Source organism: Gluconacetobacter liquefaciens (assembly GCF_003350405.1).
GTDB lineage: Bacteria > Pseudomonadota > Alphaproteobacteria > Acetobacterales > Acetobacteraceae > Gluconacetobacter > Gluconacetobacter liquefaciens.
Window position 1 is genome coordinate 60,932 of sequence record NZ_QQAW01000007.1, and the last position, 20,834, is coordinate 81,765.

The 20,834-nt window shown below is 63.6% G+C and carries 16 protein-coding genes and 2 pseudogenes; 12 read left to right on the forward strand and 6 right to left on the reverse strand.

All coding sequences use genetic code 11. From position 1 onward, the window contains the following. Window positions 1-67 precede the first annotated feature (67 nt). Both C7453_RS12775 and C7453_RS12780 read right to left on the reverse strand, forming a co-directional pair. Window positions 68-685, reverse strand: coding sequence for an NIPSNAP family protein (locus C7453_RS12775; protein ID WP_114727935.1), 618 nt, complete (start codon window positions 683-685; stop codon window positions 68-70). Continuing rightward, entirely contained in the window at window positions 672-2,471 is a 1,800-nt protein-coding gene (locus C7453_RS12780) for an FAD-dependent oxidoreductase (RefSeq protein ID WP_114727936.1), read from the reverse strand. The genes C7453_RS12775 and C7453_RS12780 overlap by 14 nt, the downstream gene beginning before the upstream one ends. Before the next feature lie 157 nt (window positions 2,472-2,628). Here C7453_RS12780 and C7453_RS12785 point away from each other — a divergent pair, with 157 nt between their 5' ends. From C7453_RS12785 to C7453_RS12820, 8 genes are all read left to right on the forward strand, one after another. Then, entirely contained in the window at window positions 2,629-3,453 is an 825-nt protein-coding gene (locus C7453_RS12785; protein WP_114727937.1) for a shikimate dehydrogenase family protein, read from the forward strand. 124 nt (window positions 3,454-3,577) lie between these two features. Then, the gene (locus C7453_RS12790) at window positions 3,578-4,279 is read left to right on the forward strand and encodes a 3-oxoacid CoA-transferase subunit A (protein WP_114727938.1); all 702 of its coding nucleotides are present in this window, start codon (window positions 3,578-3,580) and stop codon (window positions 4,277-4,279) included. 2 nt (window positions 4,280-4,281) lie between these two features. Then, complete coding sequence (locus C7453_RS12795) at window positions 4,282-4,944, forward strand: 3-oxoacid CoA-transferase subunit B (RefSeq protein ID WP_211311062.1); 663 nt, start codon at window positions 4,282-4,284, stop codon at window positions 4,942-4,944. Beyond that, complete coding sequence (pcaF, locus tag C7453_RS12800; protein ID WP_114727940.1) at window positions 4,937-6,142, forward strand: 3-oxoadipyl-CoA thiolase; 1,206 nt, start codon at window positions 4,937-4,939, stop codon at window positions 6,140-6,142. The genes C7453_RS12795 and pcaF overlap by 8 nt, the downstream gene beginning before the upstream one ends. A 108-nt stretch (window positions 6,143-6,250) precedes the next feature. Further along, window positions 6,251-7,639 (forward strand): MFS transporter, encoded by a 1,389-nt coding sequence (locus C7453_RS12805; protein ID WP_114727941.1) that lies wholly within the window; start codon window positions 6,251-6,253, stop codon window positions 7,637-7,639. Then, complete coding sequence (locus tag C7453_RS12810) at window positions 7,636-8,469, forward strand: shikimate dehydrogenase (protein WP_114727942.1); 834 nt, start codon at window positions 7,636-7,638, stop codon at window positions 8,467-8,469. Before C7453_RS12805 ends, C7453_RS12810 begins: the two co-directional genes overlap by 4 nt. Continuing rightward, the gene (locus tag C7453_RS12815; RefSeq protein ID WP_114727943.1) at window positions 8,469-9,326 is read left to right on the forward strand and encodes a sugar phosphate isomerase/epimerase family protein; all 858 of its coding nucleotides are present in this window, start codon (window positions 8,469-8,471) and stop codon (window positions 9,324-9,326) included. The genes C7453_RS12810 and C7453_RS12815 overlap by 1 nt, the downstream gene beginning before the upstream one ends. Before the next feature lie 35 nt (window positions 9,327-9,361). After that, window positions 9,362-11,245 carry a bifunctional sugar phosphate isomerase/epimerase/4-hydroxyphenylpyruvate dioxygenase family protein gene (locus C7453_RS12820; RefSeq protein WP_114727944.1) on the forward strand — a complete coding sequence of 628 codons (1,884 nt, stop codon included), beginning with the start codon at window positions 9,362-9,364 and terminating at the stop codon, window positions 11,243-11,245. A gap of 23 nt (window positions 11,246-11,268) precedes the next feature. On the opposite strand, the pseudogene C7453_RS12825 reads toward C7453_RS12820, so the two are convergent. Next, window positions 11,269-11,912, reverse strand: a pseudogene (locus tag C7453_RS12825) (IS5 family transposase); the annotation flags it as partial. 79 nt (window positions 11,913-11,991) lie between these two features. On the opposite strand from C7453_RS12825, the pseudogene C7453_RS12835 reads away from it, so the two are divergent. Beyond that, a pseudogene (locus C7453_RS12835) lies at window positions 11,992-12,804 on the forward strand (integrase core domain-containing protein). A 374-nt stretch (window positions 12,805-13,178) separates the two neighbouring features. On the opposite strand, the gene C7453_RS12840 reads toward C7453_RS12835, so the two are convergent. Together C7453_RS12840 and C7453_RS12845 are read right to left on the reverse strand one after the other, a co-directional pair. Further along, the gene (locus tag C7453_RS12840; RefSeq protein WP_114727947.1) at window positions 13,179-16,145 is read right to left on the reverse strand and encodes a ligand-binding sensor domain-containing diguanylate cyclase; all 2,967 of its coding nucleotides are present in this window, start codon (window positions 16,143-16,145) and stop codon (window positions 13,179-13,181) included. Between the two features lie 277 nt (window positions 16,146-16,422). Further along, on the reverse strand, window positions 16,423-16,785 hold the full coding sequence (locus C7453_RS12845; protein WP_114727948.1) for an ArsR/SmtB family transcription factor: 363 nt from the start codon (window positions 16,783-16,785) through the stop codon (window positions 16,423-16,425). A gap of 88 nt (window positions 16,786-16,873) precedes the next feature. On the opposite strand from C7453_RS12845, the gene C7453_RS12850 reads away from it, so the two are divergent. The 3 genes from C7453_RS12850 to C7453_RS12860 all read left to right on the forward strand — a co-directional run bounded on the left by C7453_RS12850 (window position 16,874) and on the right by C7453_RS12860 (window position 19,530). After that, window positions 16,874-17,968 carry an NADH:flavin oxidoreductase/NADH oxidase gene (locus tag C7453_RS12850; protein ID WP_114727949.1) on the forward strand — a complete coding sequence of 365 codons (1,095 nt, stop codon included), beginning with the start codon at window positions 16,874-16,876 and terminating at the stop codon, window positions 17,966-17,968. Window positions 17,969-18,133: 165 nt separating this feature from the next. Beyond that, window positions 18,134-18,724, forward strand: a complete 591-nt coding sequence (locus C7453_RS12855; RefSeq protein WP_114728047.1) for a PadR family transcriptional regulator — start codon at window positions 18,134-18,136, stop codon at window positions 18,722-18,724. Between the two features lie 20 nt (window positions 18,725-18,744). Beyond that, a complete protein-coding gene (locus tag C7453_RS12860; protein WP_114727950.1) occupies window positions 18,745-19,530 on the forward strand; it encodes a siderophore-interacting protein in 786 nt (261 codons plus the stop codon). 119 nt (window positions 19,531-19,649) lie between these two features. Here the strand turns inward: C7453_RS12860 and C7453_RS12865 are convergent, their stop codons facing one another. Then, window positions 19,650-20,816 (reverse strand): L-dopachrome tautomerase-related protein, encoded by a 1,167-nt coding sequence (locus tag C7453_RS12865; RefSeq protein WP_114727951.1) that lies wholly within the window; start codon window positions 20,814-20,816, stop codon window positions 19,650-19,652. Window positions 20,817-20,834: the final 18 nt, after the last annotated feature.

Here is a 20,834-nt window from a genome sequence, read left to right on the forward strand (position 1 = left end):
AGTATGCGGATTGCGGTGTCCTGTAGCCGGGCCTTCCTGAACGGAAAGCCCGGCGGTGCGCGGTCTTCTACTGAAGGGGAGAGAAGGAGGTGGGCAGTATGATCGTGGCCCGCATGTCGGGCAGCAACCAGTCCGGTCCACCTTTCGGCGGCCACGCGCCAGCACGGACGGACTCCGCTCTCTGGGTATTACGGGCGTCCAGGCTTTCATAAGGCCAGAGATGCGTGATGCGGGGTTCGCCATCCAGCGCATACAATGCGGCTGTCAGCGGTGAAAAGGCGATACGGCCGGGAATGGCGGCTTGCCATTTAGCGAGGGTCGGTTGCAGGCCGCCCGGTTTCAGTCTGTAGCTGCGCAGTTCATAGATCGGACCATAGGAGCCGGCCAGGATTTCGGGCATGAAGGGGAATGAGGCGAAAGTCTCGGTTTCCATCCGGACCAGCCATTCGCCGCAGCCGAACGGCGAGGGTGCATCAAGCATTGCCTGGCGGGCAGTCAGCAGCGCCTCCGCATCTGCGTGACTGCGCAATATGATCACCTGATTGAGGGCGCCGATCTCGGTCGTCCAGCACCCAAGAAAAGTGGCCGTCTGCGCACGATCCGTCAGCGCCTGTTCCAGCGCGGGCAAGGCCCTGCCGGTGGTCGCCGTCTGCAAGGTCAGCGTGATCAGTTCAAAGAGTTTCATGACGAGTTTCCTTCGTGGTGGATGGTGTATCCGTATGGTCGGCAAGGGCGGCGATCCGCCGGGCAGCCAGCCAGCCGAACGTCATGGCCGGGCCGAGCGTGATGCCGCCCGAGGGATAGGCACCGCGCATGATGCCGGCCATGTCATTGCCGACGGCATACAGGCCGGGAACGGGCCGGCCGTCGGTATCCAGTATCTCGGCTGAAGGCCCGGTTTTCAGACCGGCGAAGGTGCCGAGGCTGCCGGGTACAATCCGCACGGCGTAAAAGGGCGCACGCCCGATGGGCGCCACGCATGGATTGGGCCGGTGCATGGCGTCACCCAGCGCGCGTTGATAGGGGGTGCTGCCACGGTGAAAAAGGGTATCGCAACCACGCGCGGCATCGTCGTTGTAGCGCTTGACAGTCTCGACCAGGCCCGTTGCGTCGATACCGCAGGCACATGCCAGCGCGTCCAATGTCCGGCCGCGCTTCAGATAGCCGTTTCGGAGCCAGCCACCGCGCGGAAAGGGAAAGGGTTTGACCGCCCCCAACCCGTAGCGGGCGATGAAAGGGTGGTCGCAGACCAGCCAGGCCTCGCACGGTGCGCCTGGACCTGTGACCGCGAATAGCGCGCGCATGACATCGTGATAGGGCAACGCTTCATTGACGAAACGCCGTCCATCGTGCGCGACGGCGATCACGCCTGGCTTGGCCCGTTCGAGCAGATGGGGAAATGGGCGCATGTGGCCGTCGCGGCCTGGGACGCGCGAGACCGGCGCCCAGGCCGCCGGTTCGGCCAGCGACGTATCGACGATCCCTCCCATGGTTTCGCCCAATGTCAGGCCGTCTCCCGTGCAGGTCGGCGCGGCCGCGGAGCAATGGGCGGTGCCGGCGCGAACGTGCGCGAACAGTGCGCCCTGGCGCTGTGGATCGTGCGGAAACCCCCCTGTGGCCAGAATGACGGCATGGCGGGCCGTGATCGCGATAGCGCCGGACGCACCCTGAACCATGCCGCCGGCAATCCGCGACCCGTCACGGACAAGCGTCCGCAGCGGGGACGAGCACATGAAACGCACCCCGCGCTTTCGGCATTCTGCCGCCAGCGCGGCGACCAGGGCATGGCCGTTGCGATACTGCGTGGAGCGGCCATGAAGAACGATATCCAGGCCAAACTGCAGAAGACGCCTGAGGCTATAGACCAGTGCTGGGAGCGACCGGGTGGCCGCGAGAAAGGCATTCAGATCGCGCCCAGGTGAAAGATCCAGGCCCAGAAGAGTCATCTCGGGAATCGGATCGGCGATCTGGTGGCGGAATGGGCCGAGTTGCCGGCCATCGAACGGACTGGCCACGACGGAGCGCCATCCGGCGGCGGCCCAAGGGGATTCGCCATGGAAATCGGGCGACTGGCTGCCAGGCTCGAAACACACGCCAGTCTCCTGTTCCAGGAAATCGAGCATGGCCGGGGCCTGGTCCAGATACCGCTCCAGGCGATCTGATACGCCGGGAGCGTGATAGAGCGTACCCAGCACGTCTCGCAGATATGCGTGCCATTCCTCCGATGTGCCGCCATGGCCTGCGCGTCGACTTTGTGGATTGCCGGGAATCCACAGCCATCCACCCGATCGTGCCGAAGTGCCGCCGATCCGAGCGGCTTTCTCCGCCACGATGACCGACAAGCCGGCATGGGCCGCTGTCAGTGCGGCCATCAGACCGGCTGCACCCGATCCCGCGACCAGAACGTCGCAATGCGCCGTTTCGGCGGCGGGGCGCGTGTCGTCTGGATGCAACTCTGACACCGCATGCATGCTGGATCATCCATCTGCCTCTTCGCCCGGTCTTCAGGATGCACCTGATCGTCGTGACGCTATTAATGGAAACATTTTCCGATTAATGATTCAAGTGTGGAAAACGAATCCATTTTTTAGGATGCGGCCCACCGGTCACTAAGGAAGGCGAAAGGCAATGGTCTGGAACATCGACGGCACAACCAACATTTATCCTATCATTGGCGATCCGATCGTTCAGGTGAAATCACCTGCGGGCATGACGGAGGCATTTCAGGCACGCGGCGCGAATGCGATCTGCATTCCGGCTCATGTCGTCCCTGACGATTTCGCCGGCTTTACGGGGGCGTTGCTGTCCATGCGGAATGTAGGGGGATTCATCGCCACTATTCCGCATAAATTCGCGACAGCGGAGATTTGCCGGAGCCTGAGCCGGCGCAGCCGTATTCTCGGTGCTGCCAACGTGGCACAGCGCGCGCAGGGTGGCGGATGGCATGGTGACATGCTTGACGGTGAGGCCTTCCTGCAGGCGCAGCGCAACGCCGGGGCCGAACCCGCAGGGGCCTCCGCGCTGCTGATCGGTGCAGGCGGTGCCGGAAGCGCCATCGCCTGCGCGTTGCTGGAAGCCGGCATTGCCGATCTGGGTATCTGCGACTCCGATGAGGGGCGCGTGATGCGGTTGATCGATCGTCTCACCCAAGGGGGATTGGCGGCACGGGCCCGTGTCCATCGCGCATCGGCGGACCCGGAAGGATGCGCGATGATCTGCAATGCCAGTCCCGCCGGCATGCGGCCCGACGACCCGTATCCGGTGCGGGTGGATGGATTACGTGCAGACATGGTGGTCGGTGATGTCGTCACCCAACCTGCCCTGACCCCCCTGATTGCCGCGGCCAGACAGAAGGGATGCAGCACCGCGACAGGAACGCAGATGTATGAGGTTGTTCAGCGGCTTATGCTGGAATTTTTCCTGTCCCATGAAGGGTCGCACAGGATCACATGATCGGGAGATGGCGTATCTGCTCTTGCTCGCAGGTTCGGTTAGGACTGAATAATGTTCATATAACGCCCAAAAGTTCGTATAGCGCACAATGGGCAAGAGCCACGCGGAAGAGGGCACGGGAACGATGATCAACAAGGAAGTCCGCGATATCGCGGACGCTCTGTCCGGCATCGGTGACGGGGCGGTGGTGATGGTGGGGGGCTTCGGCTCCGTCGGTCAGCCGGATGCGTTGATCGAGGGGCTGATCGAACAGGGCGCGCGCGACCTGACCATCATCGCCAACAATGCCGGGGCGGGCCGGGTGGGCCTAGCCAGGCTGATGGAGGCTGGGCGGGTCAGAAAGATCATATGTTCCTTCCCGCGTTCCGCCGGATCGGTCGTGTTCGAAGAGCTGTTTCGTGCAGGCAAGCTGGAACTCGAAATCGTTCCCCAAGGCACGCTGGCCGAGCGCATCCGGGCCGCTGGAGCCGGTATCCCGGGCTTTTACACGGCCACGACGGTGGGAACCCTGCTGGCGCAGGGCAAGGAAACCCGGACGTTCGATGGCCGGACTTATGTGCTGGAACATGCGCTGCATGCCGACGTGGCGCTGGTGGAAGCCTGGCGGACGGACCGGATGGGCAACTGCACCTACCGCGAGAGCGGACGCAACTTCAATGCCGTGATGGCGATGGCCGCGCGTATGACCGTGGTCCAGAGCTGCGGCATGGTCGCCGTCGGCGCCCTCGACCCCGAAATGATTGTGACGCCGGGGATCTTTGTCGATCGGATCGTCGTCGTGCCCGAGGCCGCAAAGGTCGCGGCCGGCGCGGAAGGAGGCGCATGACCATGAGCATCTGCAAACCGCTGTCCCGCAGGGACCTGGCCGCGCGCATCGCCCGTGACATTCCCGAGGGTTGGTACGTCAATCTGGGCATCGGCATCCCAACGTTGATCGCCGATGCGATCCCGGCGGGGCGGGAGGTCATTCTGCATAGCGAGAATGGAATCCTGGGGTTCGGTCCGGCTCCGGCGCCGGAGGCGGTCGACCCCTGGCTGATCAACGCGGGCAAGCAGCATGTGACGCTGAATGCCGGCGGTAGCTTCTTTCACCACGCCGACAGTTTCGCGATGATCCGAGGCGGCCATCTCGATCTCTGCGTGTTGGGGGCGTTCGAGGTCGCCGCCAACGGTGATCTCGCCAACTGGGCGACCTCAGCCGAAGACAGCGCGCCAGCCGTCGGCGGGGCGATGGATCTGGCGGTGGGCACCCCCCGCGTGTGGGTGGCAACCGAACATACGACACGTGAGGGCGCACCGAAGCTGGTGGAACGCTGTACCTATCCGCTGACGGCTCCGGGGGTCGTCACGCGCATCTACACCAATCTCGCCGTTATCGACGTGCGGCATGGCCGTTTCGTCGTAACGGAGATGATCCCGGGCCTGAGCCGCGAGGCCCTTCAGGCCCAAACCGGGGTCGAATTGCAGTTCGAGGTGCCGGAATATGCGTGACGCCTATATCTGCGATTTCACACGTAGCCCCATCGGGCGCTATGCCGGCGCGCTGCGTGACGTCCGGGCCGACGATCTGGCGGCCCATCCCCTGCGTGTGCTGCGCGAGCGGAACGCATCGGTCGATTGGGACGCGCTCGACGATTGCATCATAGGGTGCGCCAACCAGGCCGGCGAGGACAACCGGAACGTCGCGCGCATGGCCGTCCTGCTGGCGGGTTTCCCGGTCGGCACGCCGGGTACCACCATCAACCGGCTCTGCGGTTCGGGCCTCGATGCGGTGGGCCAGGCGGCCCGTGCGATCCGCAGCGGCGAGGCCGACCTGATGCTGGCCGGTGGGGTCGAGAGCATGTCGCGCGCGCCCTTCGTCATGGGCAAGGCGACAGAGGCCTTTTCCCGCGATGCCGCGATCTATGACACCACCATCGGCTGGCGCTTCGTCAACCCCGCCCTGCGCGAGGCATGGGGCTGCGATTCCATGCCGGAGACGGGCGAAAACGTGGCGGCACGCTACGCGATCTCTCGCGCGGATCAGGATGTTTTCGCCCTGGCTTCGCAGCAGAAGGCCGAGCGCGCCCGGCAGGCGGGTTATTTCGCACGCGAGATCACGCCGCTGACCATTCGGACACGCCGCGCCGAGGTCACGGTGCATGAGGACGAACATCCGCGCCCTGAGACCACCGCCGAAGGGCTGGCCAAGCTGAAAACACCGTTCCGTAGGGAAGGGGGCACCGTCACCGCCGGCAATGCCTCCGGCGTGAATGATGGCGCAGCCGGCCTGCTGCTGGCCAGCGCGGAAGGTGCGAAGCGGCACGGCCTGACGCCGCGGGCACGGGTCGTGGCCATGGCGACGGCGGGAGTCGAACCGGCGGTCATGGGTATCGGTCCGGTCCCGGCCGTCCGTCGCCTATTGGAAAAAACCGGTCTTTCACTCGACGAGATCGACCTGTTCGAACTGAACGAGGCCTTTGCCAGCCAGTCGCTGGCCGTGCTGCGCGCGCTGGGGCTGCCCGACGATTGCGAGCGGGTCAATCCGCATGGCGGTGCGATCGCGCTGGGGCATCCGCTTGGCATGTCGGGCGCACGGTTGGCGCTGACGGCCGTCAACGGGCTGGAACAGTGCGGTGGCCGCCGGGCGCTCGTGACCATGTGCATCGGGGTCGGGCAGGGTATCGCGGCCATCATCGAGCGGCTATAGGCTGCTTTCCCGGGGTACCACACCGGTTTTTACGCAGGACTTTCACTCCAACAACAAGAAACGTGAAGAGCGTGGCTCACATGGCCGGCATCTTCAATGGAGTCCGCAATGTCTGGTTCCGTTTCCTATGAAGCGCGCCCCGGCGCGCCTCTACCGCATCACGATGTACGCGATGCCCCGCTGCTGAACGCCTCCGAGCAGCTCGCTCCTGCCGGTTGGACAGTGATGCGTGCAATCATCATCATGCTGTGTTTCGGCGTGAACATGGTCGATGGCGTCGATGTGCTGATGATTTCCTACGTCGCACCGACATTGTCCAAAAGTCTCGGCCTCAGTGCCGAGCAGCTTGGCATCGTGTTCAGCGCGGGCCTGGCGGGCATGGCCTTGGGCGGACTGCTGATCGCGCCGCTCTCGGACAAGACAGGGCGACGGCCGCTGATCATTTTCTCGGTCGCGCTGATGTCGGTGTGCATGATCGCCAGCGGCTACGCGACGTCATTGGTCGAACTCGCGGTCCTGCGTCTGGGGGTCGGGGCGGGCATCGGCGCTGCCCTGGCCGGGATCGCAACGCTGGCTGCCGAATATGCGCCGCCCAAACATCACGATTTCGCCGTAGCCATGTTGCAGGGTGGTTATCCCATTGCCGCGACCATCACCGGCTTCATCGTAGCGCCGCTGATCCATACGTGGAGTTGGAATATTCTTCTGATCGGTGCGGGTCTTTTCTCGGCCTCCGCCCTTTTGCCGTTAATCTTCTTTCTTCCGGAATCCATGGCATTTCTTGCCCAGCGTCAGCCACGTAATGCCCTGCAACGTATCCGGGCCATCGAGCGCCGTCTTCAGTTGCCGGAAACGGAAACGTTGCCCGAACCGGCTCCTCTGGATCGGACGAATGCCGGTGTAGGCGGCCTGTTCCGCGAGGGGCGCTTGGTCAGGACGCTCCTGCTCTGGACGTCGATCGTCTGCGGCTTCATGACGCTGTATTTCATCATCAGCTGGATTCCGAAACTCGCCGTCGAAGCTGGTCTGGACATTTCGGACAGCATCTATGCCGGTGCGCTCTATAATATCGGTGCGTTTTTCGGCTGTGCGACGATCGGCATCGTAGCGATGCGTCTGACGCTGCATCGCACGATCATGCTCTATCTTCTGATCGCTGCCGTGGCGTTGAGCATCTTCGGATCGATCACGATGTCGGTGATGCAGGTACTGGCAGTCGCTTTCGTCATAGGCATCTTTCTGCAAGGCGGCTTCAACGGCCATTATCCTCTTGCCGCCGGCCTGTATCCGGTCAAGGTCCGGGCGACCGGTATGGGCTGGGCCATGGGTGTCGGCCGGGTTGGCGCCGTGATCGGCCCATTCCTCGGCGGAAGCCTGCTGCAACACCATGTGCGTCTTTCGATCATTTTTCAGATATACGCCATCCCGCTGCTGATCTGCATAGGCTGTGTCTATGCGATGTCGGTTCTGCAGCGTTCGGCTGGCAGGGGGGTATGATGAGCTGGCTCTGTGGTCTTGTCGGCGATGGGATCGCCAAATCGCGCAGCCCCGCGATGCATGAGCGCGAAGCGCGCAATCTCGGCATTCCGCTTGTCTATCGGCTGGCCGACACGGCGGAATGGCAGGGGGGGGGCGGTGCGCTTGCGGACATTCTGGAGTGGATGGAGCGTTTCGGTTTCAACGGCACGAATGTGACCCACCCTTACAAGCAGGCGGTCATCCCGTTGCTCGACACGCTCTCCGACGCCGCGCGCGCGATCGGTGCTGTAAACACCGTGGTCTTCAGGGACGGCAAGCGCATCGGACACAATACCGACTGGTCGGGATACGCGGCGAATTTCCGGCGGACCCTGCCCGACGCATCGTTGCAGCGCGTCGGACAGGTCGGCGCGGGAGGTGCTGCCGCAGCCGTCGCATATGCGCTGCTGTCGATGGGGGCGGCGCGTCTCGACCTCTTCGATGTCGCGACGGAGCGTGCGGCGGCCTTGGGGGACAGGCTGGGTAACCTCTTTCCAGAGGCGCAGGTCACGGTTGCGACCTGTGTGGCGGACGTGATCGCCGAGGCCAGCGGAGTCGTTCAGACCTCGCCGATCGGCATGGACTCACATCCTGGAACGCCGTTTTCCGCCAGCCTCCTCCAGTCCAGGCAATGGTTTTCTGAAGTCATTTATTTCCCGCGCGAGACGGAGCTGCTTGCGGCAGCCCGCGTGAAGGGGTGCCAGACCGTCAGTGGTATCGGGATGGCGGTCTTCCAGGCGGCCGATGCGTTCGAACTGTTCACCGGACTGGTGCCCGACCGCGAGCGGATGCTGAAAGAGTTCGATTGATGGCCCGTGATCTTGCTCTTGCGCATCTCACGACGATCACATTATCGCCACCGGAAATGATCCGTGTCGCGGCGCGAACCGGCTTCCAGGCGGTCGGGTTGCGCCTGATCCGGGTCACGCCGACCAGTCCCGGTTATCCGCTGATGGACGACCCGGCATCAATGCGTGCAACCCGGTCCGCCCTGCGGGAAACCGGTCTGCGCGTTCACGATATCGAGTTCGTCAAAATAGAACCGGGGCTGGATGTCTCGTCCCTGGAGTCCTTCTGTGCGGCCGGTGCCGCATTGGGCGCGTCGCGGATTATCGCGGCGCCCTATGACCCGGATCTGGGGCGACTGGCCGATCGTTATGCCACCTTGTGCGCGTTGGCGGCGGGATACGGGCTGGGGGTGGTTCTGGAATTCTTTCCCTGGACCGTCGTGCCAGGTCTGGCCGATGCGCTGGAAATCCGTCGCCGGGCCAGGGCGCCGGCCAATGGCGGGGTGCTGGTCGATGCCCTGCATTTCTACCGCTCCGGGAGTCGCCTTGCCGATCTCGATGGGCAGGATGCGTCGGTTCTCCCTTTTCTGCATCTCTGCGACGGACCGGCGCGGGGAGGTGACACGTTGCAGGAGCGTCTTCTCGAGGCCCGGGCCGAGCGACTGGCACCCGGTGACGGGGCCCTCGCGTTGCGGGCCCTGATCGAGAAAATGCCAGTTGGCATTCCGATAAGCCTTGAGGTACCAATGGACCGGATGACGGCCGAATGCGGTGTGGAAGCAGTTGCACGTCATGTGCATCAGGCCACGATACACCTGCTGGGCAGCCTCGATGGGTCTTCGAGTCCACCGGCGCCGCATTCGACGCCGACATCGTGAAGACTGTCCCGACGGAAAGCAAGAGGATCAGAAACATGCTGGATTCGATCGCGACCGTATCGCTCAGCGGCACATTACGCGAGAAACTGGAAGCGATCGCCGATGCTGGCTTCACGGCTGCGGAAATTTTCGAGAACGATTTTGTGGCCTCCGATCTCTCAGCCGTCGATCTGCGTCTGCTGATGATGGATCTGGGCTTACGGAATGTCGTCTATCAGCCTTTCCGCGATTTCGAAGGACTGTCCGGCGACGCGCGTATCCGGGCCTTCGACCGGGCGGAACGTAAATTCGATCTGATGCAAGCGATGGGCACCGACCTGCTCCTTGTCTGTTCCAGCACTCTGGAAGCGGCGAGCGGCGATCATGCAAGGATCGTCGCCGATTTTCACGAATTGGGTGAGCGGGCGGCGACACGGGGACTGCGCATTGCCTATGAGGCCCTGGCCTGGGGGCGCTACGTTAACGATCACCGGGTGGTGGCGCAGATTGTACAGCAGGTCGGGCTGCCATCGGTCGGGATGGTGCTGGATAGTTTTCATTCGCTTTCGCGAAAGATTCCTGTTTCGTCGTTGGAAAATATTGACCCGCAATCAATTTTTCTGGTGCAGATGGCCGATGCGCCTATCATGGACATGGATCTGCTGCAATGGAGCCGGCATTTTCGATGCATGCCGTTGCAGGGAGGGTTGCCCGTCACGGAATGGGTCGCCGCCCTCATGCAGATTGGTTATCAGGGGCCGCTTTCGCTCGAAATCTTCAATGATCGGTTTCGCGCTGGATTGTCCAAGACCATCGCCGTTGATGGCCGCCGGTCGCTGATCGCATTGCGTGACGATGCCAGCAGACTGCTCGGTAAAGGCGGCACGTTACCCGCACGCTCTCCCGCCGAACTGACGTTCGTGGAGTTCTCCGCGGCGCAGGATGCCGAGGGTGTCATCGCGGGAATGCTGCAAGCCATTGGCTTGCGAAAGGTGGGCCGCCACCGTCATCGCGCCGTCGATCTGTGGCAGGGAGGCGCGAACACGCATGTCGTGGTGAACCGTGAAAGCCATTCCCTGGCCGGCAGTTTCGGCCTGATGCACGGGCAGGGCATCTGCGCGATCGGTGTACGTGTGCCAAATCGTGTCGATGCGGCCCGTAGGGCACAGGCCCTTGGCATGTCCATTATCGAGGACCCTGCCGACAATCTGTCCCAGCACGCCATTCCGGCTGCGCGTGCCGTCGGGGGCAGTCTCGTCTATTTTCTCGACGATGAGGCGCTTGACGGCCTATGGCAGAGGGAGTTCGAGATGGCTCACCCTGATGGCGTTGCAAAGGGGGATCTCCATTTCGATCATCTCGCGGCAATCGTCCGATATGACGAGTTTCTGTCGTGGGTCTTATATTGGAGCAGTTTGTTCGACCTGCACGCATGTCAGGAAGTCGATCTGATCGATCCGGGTGGTGTCGTCCAGAGCCAGGCTCTTGAGAATAAAGACGGATTCCTGCGCCTGACATTGAATGGAGCGCTGGGGGCGCGTACGCTGGCTTCGCGCTTCGAGCGCCATTTTCTTGGTTCGGGCTATCAGCATCTGGCATTGCGAACCGATGATATTTTTGCCTGTGCTATCCGCATGAAGCGGGCCGGATTGCCGATCCTGGCCATTGCCCGAAATTATTATGACGATCTACAGGCTCGTTTCGACCTGGATGGCGCCTTTGTCGCCCGTCTTGCCGCGTCTAATATCCTATATGATCGTGACGCGGGGGGAGGCGAGTTCTTTCAGATTTTCTCACGGGCTATTGACCGCGCATTCTTTTTCGAAATTGTGCAAAGAAAAAATTCTTATAATCAATATGGTGCAGCTAATACGCAAGTTCGTCTTACAGCACAGCGTCGTGCCGGGCAGGCATCGAATATAGACTGGTGTCCGGTATAAGTGTCCGTCCAAGATCATTGTTTTTAATTCAAGATCTTTCTGAGCATCAATCGAACTGACGCCCATTGGAGGAAAGCGAGTGCATTGCGATTGAGGCACTCCCAATCCTTGCTCAGGCGTCGGCAGCGGTTCAACCCGGCGATGGTGCGCTCCACGATCCAGCGCTTGGGCAATGCCACGAATTTCCCGACGTCACAGCGCCGTACGATCTCGACATTCACAGAACGGCAGACTTGAGCCAGTCCCTGGTGAAACTTTGCCCCCTGATAGCCCGCGTCGGCGTAAAGTTTAAGGAGGAACGGATACAGTCCGAACAATGTCGCCATCAGCATGACACCGCCATCACGACCCTGGATATCGGCCGAGTGGACCGTTGCCTCCATCAACGGGCCCTGCGTATCGGCGAGGACATGCCGCTTCTTGCCCTTGATCCTCTTGCCGGCGTCAAAACCGGACGGATCGATGCGCCGCGCCCTTTTTCGGCACTCTTGACGCTCTGGCTGTCGATGATCTCCGCTGTCGGACTGGCCTCACGGTCCGCCTGCTCCGGACACAGGACGTAGAGCGCATGATGCAGACGGTCGAGTGTTCCGTCATGCTGCCAGCGGCAAAAATAGTAATTCACCGTGCTGCGCGGCGGGAGGTCTTTCGGGATCGCCCGCCACTTGACGTGCTCCCCGAAAACCCGGCCAATTTGAGTTGGAATTTTCCACGTATGATCCCGTAAGCGGGACGAGGAGAGTTTCATGAAGGCATCGAAGTTCACCGAGGCGCAGATCGCGTTTGTATTGAAGCAGACGGAAGGGGGCACAGCTGTCGCCGAGGTCTGCCGGAAGGCAGGCATTTCGGATGCGGCGTTCTACAACTGGCGGAAGAAATATGCGGGCCTGATGCCGTCCGAGATGAAGCGGCTGGAGCAGTTCGAAGATGAGAACGCGAAGCTGAAACGGGTCGTGGCGGACCTGTCGCTCGACAAGGCGATGCTGCAGGGCGTGCTGTCAAAAAAGCTCTGAGGCCTGCGCGCAAGCGCGAACTCGTGAACCGTCGTCCGGCGACGCACACCAATGACAGTTGGGCGATGGATTTTGTTCACGACCAGCTTGCGACGGGCCGCAAGATCAGGATCCCGACCGTGATCGACACCTTCTCCCGTTTCTCGCCGGCCACCGATCCCCGGTTCAGTTATCGCGGCGAGGATGTCGTCCAGACCCAGGAGCGGATCTGCGGCCAGATGGGTTATCCCAGGAGCATCCGGGTCGACCAGGGCTCGGAGTTTGTCAGCCGGGATCTGGATCTATGGGCGTATCAGAAGGGGGGGCGTGCTCGACTTTTCCCGCCCGGGCAAGCCGACCGACAACAGCTTCATCGAGTCCTTCAACGGCAAATTCCGGGCCGAGTGTCTGAATACGCACTGGTTCATGAGCCTTGACGACGCCCGGGCAAAAATGGAGGCTTGGCGTCAGGACTACAACGAGGTCCACCCACACAGCGCCATCGGTAACAAACCCCCGATATCGCTGCTGAACGGCTCCCCGGCGGATCTACCGGTGGAGCCTTGAACCCGGAAGTTTCCAGTTCGCGCTGGCCAAAAGTCGGGGGAGCACTTCAGTCTGGGGGACGCCGGATGTGGCGGCGACGGCCACCACAGGGGCAAGCGCCAGCAGCGCGACGGACAAAGGAAAACACTGACGCATTACCGCCTCCTTTACGAGCCAGCCGCGGATGCAGCGTCGTGCTGATCGTGTCCGTACCGTTGACGATAGCCAGAAGCGCCCGTTGATACGTCACCCGACGAGCGGGCATTCCCGCGCCCAGTGTGTGAATCGGCGTTGATAATTGACCCCTTATCAGCCCGCAAAAATGGCCTTCTGAACAAGGCCGGGCGCCGTCTGAACTGGAACGGCATCAATATAAACGCTTTCCAAGCCCTCCCTCATGCTTCCACGCAGATCCTGTCCCGCCCGGTATTCTTCGCCCGATAGAGCGCGGTATCCGCCCTTTGCAGCAGCAGCGCAGCGCTTGGCTCGCCTCGGTGGGAACGCGCCACGCCTGCGCTGAAGGTCACCCGCAGGGCGAGCGTGCCGCCCCAGTCCTGTTTCGCATGGAAGGCCGCGCGCAGGCGCTTGCACGCGGCCTCGCCCGCTTCCAGCGTGCTTTCCGGCATCAGGAGCGCGAATTCCTCGCCTCCGATGCGGGCGACGATGTCCGGCGTGCGGGTGGAAGCCCGCAATACGTCCGCGATCCCTTGCAGCACCTCGTCCCCCGCCGCGTGGGAGTGTTCGTCGTTGATGCGTTTGAAATGGTCGGCATCGATCAGGGCCAGGCAGAAATCGGGTTGACCCGCCATGACCCCCTCCAGGGCCGCAGCAAGCTGTTCGTTGAAGGCTCGGCGGTTCGGCAGGCCGGTCAGCGGGTCTTCCCTGGCCTGCCGCGTCGCGACATCGGCCTGCTGGCGCAGGCGTTCCAGCAGAAGGGTCTTTTCCTGGTCTGCGGCTTGCAGCCGTTCGGCCGTTCGCGTCAGTTCGCCCGTCCGCTCGGCGATGATGTGTGACAGGAGGCGGGCCTGACGCCGGTAGGAATAGGCAATGCCCAGATAAATCCCGACCAGCAGCACGCTGAACGCCGCGATGGCACCGATCCAGATCCCCCGGCGTTGCCACCACATCGGGTCGACGACGATCGGCAAAGCCATGTCGTGGGTGGACCATGCGCCTCCGGGATGGGCGGCGGCAACGCGCAGCGTGTAATCACCCGGCGGCAGGCCGACCAGCCGGAGGCTGCGCGTGTTGCCTTGCTCCGTCCATGATGGGTCCATGCCTTCCAGCCAGGTTCGGTAAATGATCCGGTCGGGCAGCAGATAGCTCAGTGCCGCGTAGCGCACCGTCAGGCCATGGCCGGCGGGAATGTGGATGGCCGCGCCGTTGGCCGGCGGAGGCAGCGGATTGCCGTCGAGATCAAGCAGGCCGAGCGCCACCGAGGGCGGGGGAGGGCGCATGACGAAGACATGGACCTGCGCCGGGTCCGCATGCGCGACGCCGATGGCGGTGGCGATCCAGATCGTGCCGTTCTGGCGCAGGATCGCCGACGGGGACGCGCTGCCGTTGGCCTGGCTGCTGAGCAGGCCGTCGGCCTCATCGAAATGTAGAGGGGCCAGATGCTGAGACCGGCCGTCGGCCACGGTTTCGATATCGGATCGGGCCAGGCGCATGATGCCGCGATTGCTCGTCAGCCAGACATGGTCCTGCCGGTCGGGCAACATGGCAAAGATGGAATCGACAGGCAGTCCCTGCTCGCGCGCCACATGCACCAGCGTGCCGTCGCGGTCGCGATACAGGCCCCGGTCGGTGACGAACCACATATCGCGGCCAAGGGGCGTGAAGCCGAAGATCGTGTGCGCGCCCTGTGGGTCAGTGAAACGAAGCGTCTGTATGGAGGCGTCATGCAGATGGCGCACGCCGTCGAGCGTGCCGATCCACAAATCATCCGCCTGCGCCCGCAATGCGGTGATCAGGCCATGCGGGGCGCCGGCCCCGTCGAGCGGGCGTAGTGGCCCGTCGCCCACGCGGAAGACACCGTGCTGCGTGCCGATCCAGACTGCCCCGTTTTCGCTGGTGCTGATCGCCCGGATATTGCCGGCCGGTAACCCTTCCGCCGCGCCGAAATGGCGGTAGCTGTTGTCCGGCAGGCGCTCGTACAGTCCGTCCGAATAGGTGCCTATCCACAGATTGCCATCTCTGTCCTCCGCGAGGCTCAGGACGGCCGGCTGGTGATCGTGCTCGGCGGTCAGCGGCACGATGGCCATCGTGCCGTCCGGGCCTTCACGCGACAGGCCGGTATCCGTGCCGACCCATAGCCGGCCGTCTCGATCTTCAAGAACCGATCGGGCGAAATTGTCCGGCAGGCCGTCCTGCCGGGTGAGGGTGCTGAACAGGGCTTCGCGCAGACGGTACAGGCCGCCGTTGGAGCCGATCCACAGGCTGCCTTCACTGTCCTCCATCAGGCTGAGGATGCGCCCTGATGCTGGCGCCATGGTATCGGGCAGACGTTCGATGCCGGCGGAGGAAAGACGCAGCAGCCCGTGATCCTCGGTGCCCGCCCACAGCGCGCCGTGGCGGTCCTGAACCAGGGCCGTGATCCGCCCGGTGTCGTGCAGGTCGTATTGCAAGGTGGCGCCGGTCGCGTCGATGCGGAAGATCCGGCTGCCGGCAACGATCCAGAACGTGCCGTCCGGCCCGCGATAAGGCCAGCCCAGCCCGCGCGGCAGGTGCCAGCCGGCCGGGGCGGTGTGGACCTGACCGTGGGCGTCCTGGACCATGACACCGTCATAAGTGCCCAGCCAGAGCGCCCCGCTGCTGTCGAACGCCATCCGGCGATAGACATTCAGCAGCGGCGATTTCGGGGGCGGCCGGACATAATGGAAGGCGCCATCGGCCGTCATGCTTCCCAGACCGTTGCCCTCATAGAGCAACCACAGGCGGCCGGTCGGGTCGATCTGCAGGGACTGGACGATGATGGAGGGCGCACTGGCGGGGTGTGGCCACAGACTCCATGCGCCGTTGGCGTCGCGCCGGCCGATATTGCCCCTGGAATCGCTGAACCATAGATCACCCGCCGGATCGGTGACGATGGTGCCGATCCCGTTATCAAGCAGCGGAACGCGGCTGCCGCGGTCATAGACGGTGAACTCCATCCCGTCGTAGGAGGCCAGCCCTTCCCAGGTGGCGAACCACAGCCGGCCATCCGGCGTCTGCGCAATGTCGCGGATCGAATTCTGCGGCAGGCCGTCGCGTGTCGACCAGTGATCGATGACGTAATTGGCCAGTGGCGGCGGGGGGGGGCCGCCCAGGCCCGCGGGGCCAGCCCGGCCATGCAGCAGAGGAGGGTGATCAGCACCAGCCATGGCGGCGCTTTTCCGGCAGAAGAGGAAAAGATGCGCCACCCGTACCCTGATGGCCGCATGGGAGGAAGCGTACTGAAATCCATCGCCCTCAGCCCGGGGCGCCGTTCACCATGGGCATCGGGATTCAGTCTCCGCGTCCGAGGTCCGGGATTTGCACTGCTTGGATGGCACACATGTTCCATCATGGACGGGGCGTCAATAGCAGGGCGGTTCCAGGCATGGTCGGGACCAATGCTGGAGCCGCCATGCCGAGCGGTGGCAGCCAATGGCGCCGCTTTCAGGCGGGCGTGAGCGGGCGTGCGGATGCTTCCGTGGTGGCGGAGTGCCCGATTTCACCCAGGACCGCCGCCATCAGGCCGGGGAAGCGTCGGTCCAGCATCTCGCGACGCAGGCTGTTCATATGCTCCACGCCCTGGCTGGCCGTGTGCAGCACGCCGGAGGCGCGCAGGATGCGGAAATGATGCGACATGCTCGATTTCGGCCGGCCGAAGCTCAGGTCGCCGCAATTCATGGGCACGGCGCTGGCGGCGAGGGCCCGGACGATGCGCAGGCGATAGGGATCGGACAGCGCATGGAAGATCGCTTCCAGCGACACGGTCTCTTCATCCGGATGAGCATAGCCGCATTCAACTCTTGCCATGGCGCTCACTCTACCCGATATGCCGTTTGTTCGATAAAAGTGGAACTATCCCCTCCCGGACGGGAGAGGCGAGGAAGAGGAAGATCGGATGACACATCTCTTTACCCCCTACACGCTGGGCGACGTGACCTTGCGCAACCGGATCGCGGTTTCGCCCATGTGCCAGTATATGGCCGAGGACGGCATGGTAAACGACTGGCACCATGTGCATCTGGGCACGTTGGCGCGCGGCGGCGCGGGGCTGGTGGTGGTGGAGGCTGCGGCCGTTTCGCCCGAAGGTCGGATCACGCCCGGTGATGTGGGGATCTGGCGCGACGACCAGGCCGAGGCCCTGGCACCGATCGCCCGTGCCATCACCGAGGCCGGATCGGTACCGGGCATCCAGATCGCCCATGCCGGCCGCAAGGCCAGCGCCAACCGGCCGTGGGAAGGCGACGACCATCTTCCGGAATCCGATCCGCGCGCCTGGCCGACGATCGCGCCTTCGGCCGTGGCGTTCGGCGGCAATCTGCCGCGCCAGCCGCGAGAGATGACGATCGCGGATATCGAACGGGTGCGGCAGGATTTCGTATCGGCCACCATCCGCGCGCGCGATGCCGGGTTCAAATGGCTGATGCTGCATTTCGCGCATGGATATCTGGCGCAGAGCTTCTTTTCTCCATTCGCCAACCAACGGACGGATGCCTATGGCAGTTCCGCCGAAAACCGCGCGCGCTTCCTGGTCGAGACCCTGCGCGCCGTGCGTGCGGTGTGGCCGGAAAACCTGCCGCTGTCGATCCGGCTGGGGGTAGTCGAGTTCGCCGGCGACGATGAGGCGATGTTTGCCGAAGCGCTGACCATGCTCCGGGTCATGAAACAGGAGGGGCTGGGCTTCGTCGATGTGTCGATCGGCTTCAATACGCCGACGGCGCAGATTCCCTGGGGGCCAGGTTTTCTGGGAGCGATCGCGGGGCAGGTCCGGCGCGAGACGGGTCTGCCGACCGCCACAAGCTGGAACGCCGCCAGCGCGCCGCAGCTTGCCGATGCGATGGTGCGCCAGGAGGAGGTCGATGTCGTCATGGTCGGGCGCCCGCTGCTCGCCGATCCGCACTGGCCCTATGCGGCAGCGAAGGCGCTGGGCCGTCAGGATGCCGCCTGGGTGCTGCCGCCGCCTTATGCCCATTGGCTGGCCCGTTACCGCTAAAAACGCGAACCCCAGAAAATCAGCGTGCTTCTCAGCACGTTGATGCGGAAATACGGGTGTCTGACGCGACCTGTCGCGGCTGCGTCAGGCACCATCGGTCCGTATGAAGAAAAATACATCTCGATATATCTTGAATTTCGATATATCTGGATGCATATCGGGATCATGAAACACAGAAACAGACATGATGGCGGTCGCGATCGCCGTTTCTTTTCCGCTGAAGGCCCCTCCGGATTCATGGGGGCCGGCTGGCATCACGGCCGGGGTGGCGGTGGCCGCCGCGGTGGCCGCAACCGGCTGCTGGATTACGGCGAGATGCGCCTGCTGGTCCTCAGCCTGATCGCCGACAAGCCGACCTATGGCTACGAACTGATCCGCACCATCGAGGAACGGTTTGGCGGCAGCTACACGCCCAGCCCCGGCGTGATCTACCCGACGCTCACGTGGTTGGACGAAGCGGGCTATGTGCGCCTTGCCGAGGAAGATGGCCGCAAGAGCTATCACATCACCCCGGAAGGTGAGGCGTTCCTGACCGCGAACCGCGCCGGGCTCGATGAAATTCTCGCCCGTTCGGCAGCCGCCGGCGCGGAAGGCGGCGGCGGACGCCGGAACATCCCCGTGCCGGTGATGCGCGCCATGGAAAATCTGAAAACGGCGCTGCGTCTGCGCCTGCGCAATGGCGGGCTGGACCAGGCGGCGGAACAGAAGATCGCCGACCTGCTCGATACCGCTGCCCGCGAAATCGGGCAGGCGTGAGGACATAGGAGGAAAGGCAGATGAACAGGATCGAATCTTTTCACGGTCGCGGGGATGGTCCCGTGATTCAGCGGGTGCGGCATGAACTGAAGCGGCGCGATCTGAAGGTCGCGGCCGTGGAGTCCCTGACCCCGCACATGATCCGGGTAACGCTGACCGGTGCCGACCTCGACGGCTTCGTCAGCGCGTCGCCTGACGACCACATCAAGATTTTCGTGCCCGACCTCAACGGCGAAGTGACGCGGCGGGATTACACGCCGCGCCGATACGACCCGCAGGCCAGGACCCTGGTCCTGGATTTCGTGAACCATGATGGCGGTCCCGCCGCCGCCTGGGCGCGGGCTGCCAGGGTCGGAGACAGGCTGGAAATCGCCGGCCCGCGCGGGTCGCAGGTCATCGCCGGCCCGGTGGATGAATGGCTTCTGATCGGCGACGAAACGGCGCTTCCCGCCATCGGCCGACGGGTCGAGGCGTTTTCGGCCCATGACAGGGTCACGACGGTGGTGGCGGTGCCCGGTGCCGATGACGAGCAGACGTTCACGACACCCGCTCGACATGACGCGCATTGGGTTCATCGGCCCATGGAGGCGGCGGACCAGGCAGGAGGCATCCTCGACGTGCTGGCCGGTATCGAAATCCCGGACCACACCTTCGTCTGGGTCGGGGCCGAGGCCAGCGTGGCGAAGGCGGTGCGCCGCTATCTGCTGGAAGAGCGCGCAATCGCCCCAGCATGGCTCAAGGCATCAGGCTATTGGCTCAAGGGAATGGCCGATGCATCGGTGAAGGATGTGGGCGAGGGCGCCTGACCCCAGGCGCTCACGCTTGGGCCGCGATCAGGCTGTTTTCGTAAGTCGCGCGGATGGCGGTCTGACGGCGGTTTTCCGCGCGTCGGCTCTCCCTCAGCGCGGTTTTTCCCTTTGGCTGTTCAGCGCTGATCTTCGCGGATAGGCGGCGTGATCGGTGCGCGCATCAGCAGATAGGGCGGCTGGCGCAGGTCCTTGCCACCGTTGAACCCCGCCAGACGATTCCACTGCCCCAGCGTGCAATAGACATGGTTGGCGGTGACGAAAATTCCGTCCGGCCAGACGATGCGCGGGTCACGCGCCACGACCTCGATCGTGCCGTCTTCCGGCAGCCAGCGCATGATGGAATCATGCTCGCTTGCCGTCAGGTAAATCCTGCCCTGGGCGTCGGTTGCCATGCCGTCGGTCATGACCTTCTCGCCGTGATCGGTGACGCCGGCGGCAAGCTGTTCCTCGGTCGCGTCGAAATTCGATAGCAGCGCGGTCGGAATGCTGTAGAGGCGGCGGCTGGTCAGCGGCGAGTAATAAAGCCGGGTGCTGTCCGGGCTGAGGGTGATGCTGTCCACCCCGCCGATCGGAAAGGTCGGGTTCTTGGGGTCGTAGCGCAACGGGCGCCCATCCAGTACCGTCAAGAACCCTTTCTCGGCCTGGATTGATGGATGATCGGCCAGCACGCGCCGCTGGCGGCCGGTCGCGATATCGACCACGACCAACGCTGGCGAGGTGCCGAAGGAGGAATCCGCGACATAGGCCGTGCCGAGCGCGCCGTGCGTCAAATCGACGCGCAGATCGTTCATATGGCTGTCGGGCCGCATGGCCGGCGCCTTCAGCACGATACTGGCAATCAGCTTGTCGGTTGCCGGGTCGATGCCGATCACCTTCGCCGCCCCCGGCGCAATGGGCTGGCCGACGATCTTGCCATCGTCGATCGCCCACAGCCGCCCCTTGCTGTCGGTCGTCATGCCGTGGATCGAGATCAGCCGGTGGTCCGGGCTGGCTGAGGATGGCAGGCTGAGGGCCTTGTCGGGATAGGGCACCAGCACGTCGCCCTTCAGTTCGGCGAGCGTGGCCTTGCGGTGGTTCTCGGCATGGCGCGGAAAACCGACGAAGATGCGGTTATCCGGCGTGACGGCAATTCCCGAGGGACCGGGACCATAGAATTCGGCAACGACTTCCAGTGAACCGGTGGGCACCGTGTCGCCCGACACCGTGCCGGCGCGTGACACGCCAGCCAGAGCGGGCAGAAGGGTCGCACCGGCGGCGGCGGTGAAAAGGTCGCGACGATTCAATGGTCATTTCTCCCTTGG

What these genes read in the sequence shown, in the direction of transcription:
- C7453_RS12775 (WP_114727935.1), bottom strand. Translation starts at nt 685, where the DNA reads ATGAAACTCTTTGAACTGATCACGCTGACCTTGCAGACGGCGACCACC.
- C7453_RS12780 (WP_114727936.1), bottom strand. Translation starts at nt 2,471, where the DNA reads ATGCATGCGGTGTCAGAGTTGCATCCAGACGACACGCGCCCCGCCGCC.
- C7453_RS12785 (WP_114727937.1), top strand. Translation starts at nt 2,629, where the DNA reads ATGGTCTGGAACATCGACGGCACAACCAACATTTATCCTATCATTGGC.
- C7453_RS12790 (WP_114727938.1), top strand. Translation starts at nt 3,578, where the DNA reads ATGATCAACAAGGAAGTCCGCGATATCGCGGACGCTCTGTCCGGCATC.
- C7453_RS12795 (WP_211311062.1), top strand. Translation starts at nt 4,282, where the DNA reads ATGAGCATCTGCAAACCGCTGTCCCGCAGGGACCTGGCCGCGCGCATC.
- pcaF (WP_114727940.1), top strand. Translation starts at nt 4,937, where the DNA reads ATGCGTGACGCCTATATCTGCGATTTCACACGTAGCCCCATCGGGCGC.
- C7453_RS12805 (WP_114727941.1), top strand. Translation starts at nt 6,251, where the DNA reads ATGTCTGGTTCCGTTTCCTATGAAGCGCGCCCCGGCGCGCCTCTACCG.
- C7453_RS12810 (WP_114727942.1), top strand. Translation starts at nt 7,636, where the DNA reads ATGATGAGCTGGCTCTGTGGTCTTGTCGGCGATGGGATCGCCAAATCG.
- C7453_RS12815 (WP_114727943.1), top strand. Translation starts at nt 8,469, where the DNA reads ATGGCCCGTGATCTTGCTCTTGCGCATCTCACGACGATCACATTATCG.
- C7453_RS12820 (WP_114727944.1), top strand. Translation starts at nt 9,362, where the DNA reads ATGCTGGATTCGATCGCGACCGTATCGCTCAGCGGCACATTACGCGAG.
- C7453_RS12840 (WP_114727947.1), bottom strand. Translation starts at nt 16,145, where the DNA reads ATGGCTGGTGCTGATCACCCTCCTCTGCTGCATGGCCGGGCTGGCCCC.
- C7453_RS12845 (WP_114727948.1), bottom strand. Translation starts at nt 16,785, where the DNA reads ATGGCAAGAGTTGAATGCGGCTATGCTCATCCGGATGAAGAGACCGTG.
- C7453_RS12850 (WP_114727949.1), top strand. Translation starts at nt 16,874, where the DNA reads ATGACACATCTCTTTACCCCCTACACGCTGGGCGACGTGACCTTGCGC.
- C7453_RS12855 (WP_114728047.1), top strand. Translation starts at nt 18,134, where the DNA reads ATGAAACACAGAAACAGACATGATGGCGGTCGCGATCGCCGTTTCTTT.
- C7453_RS12860 (WP_114727950.1), top strand. Translation starts at nt 18,745, where the DNA reads ATGAACAGGATCGAATCTTTTCACGGTCGCGGGGATGGTCCCGTGATT.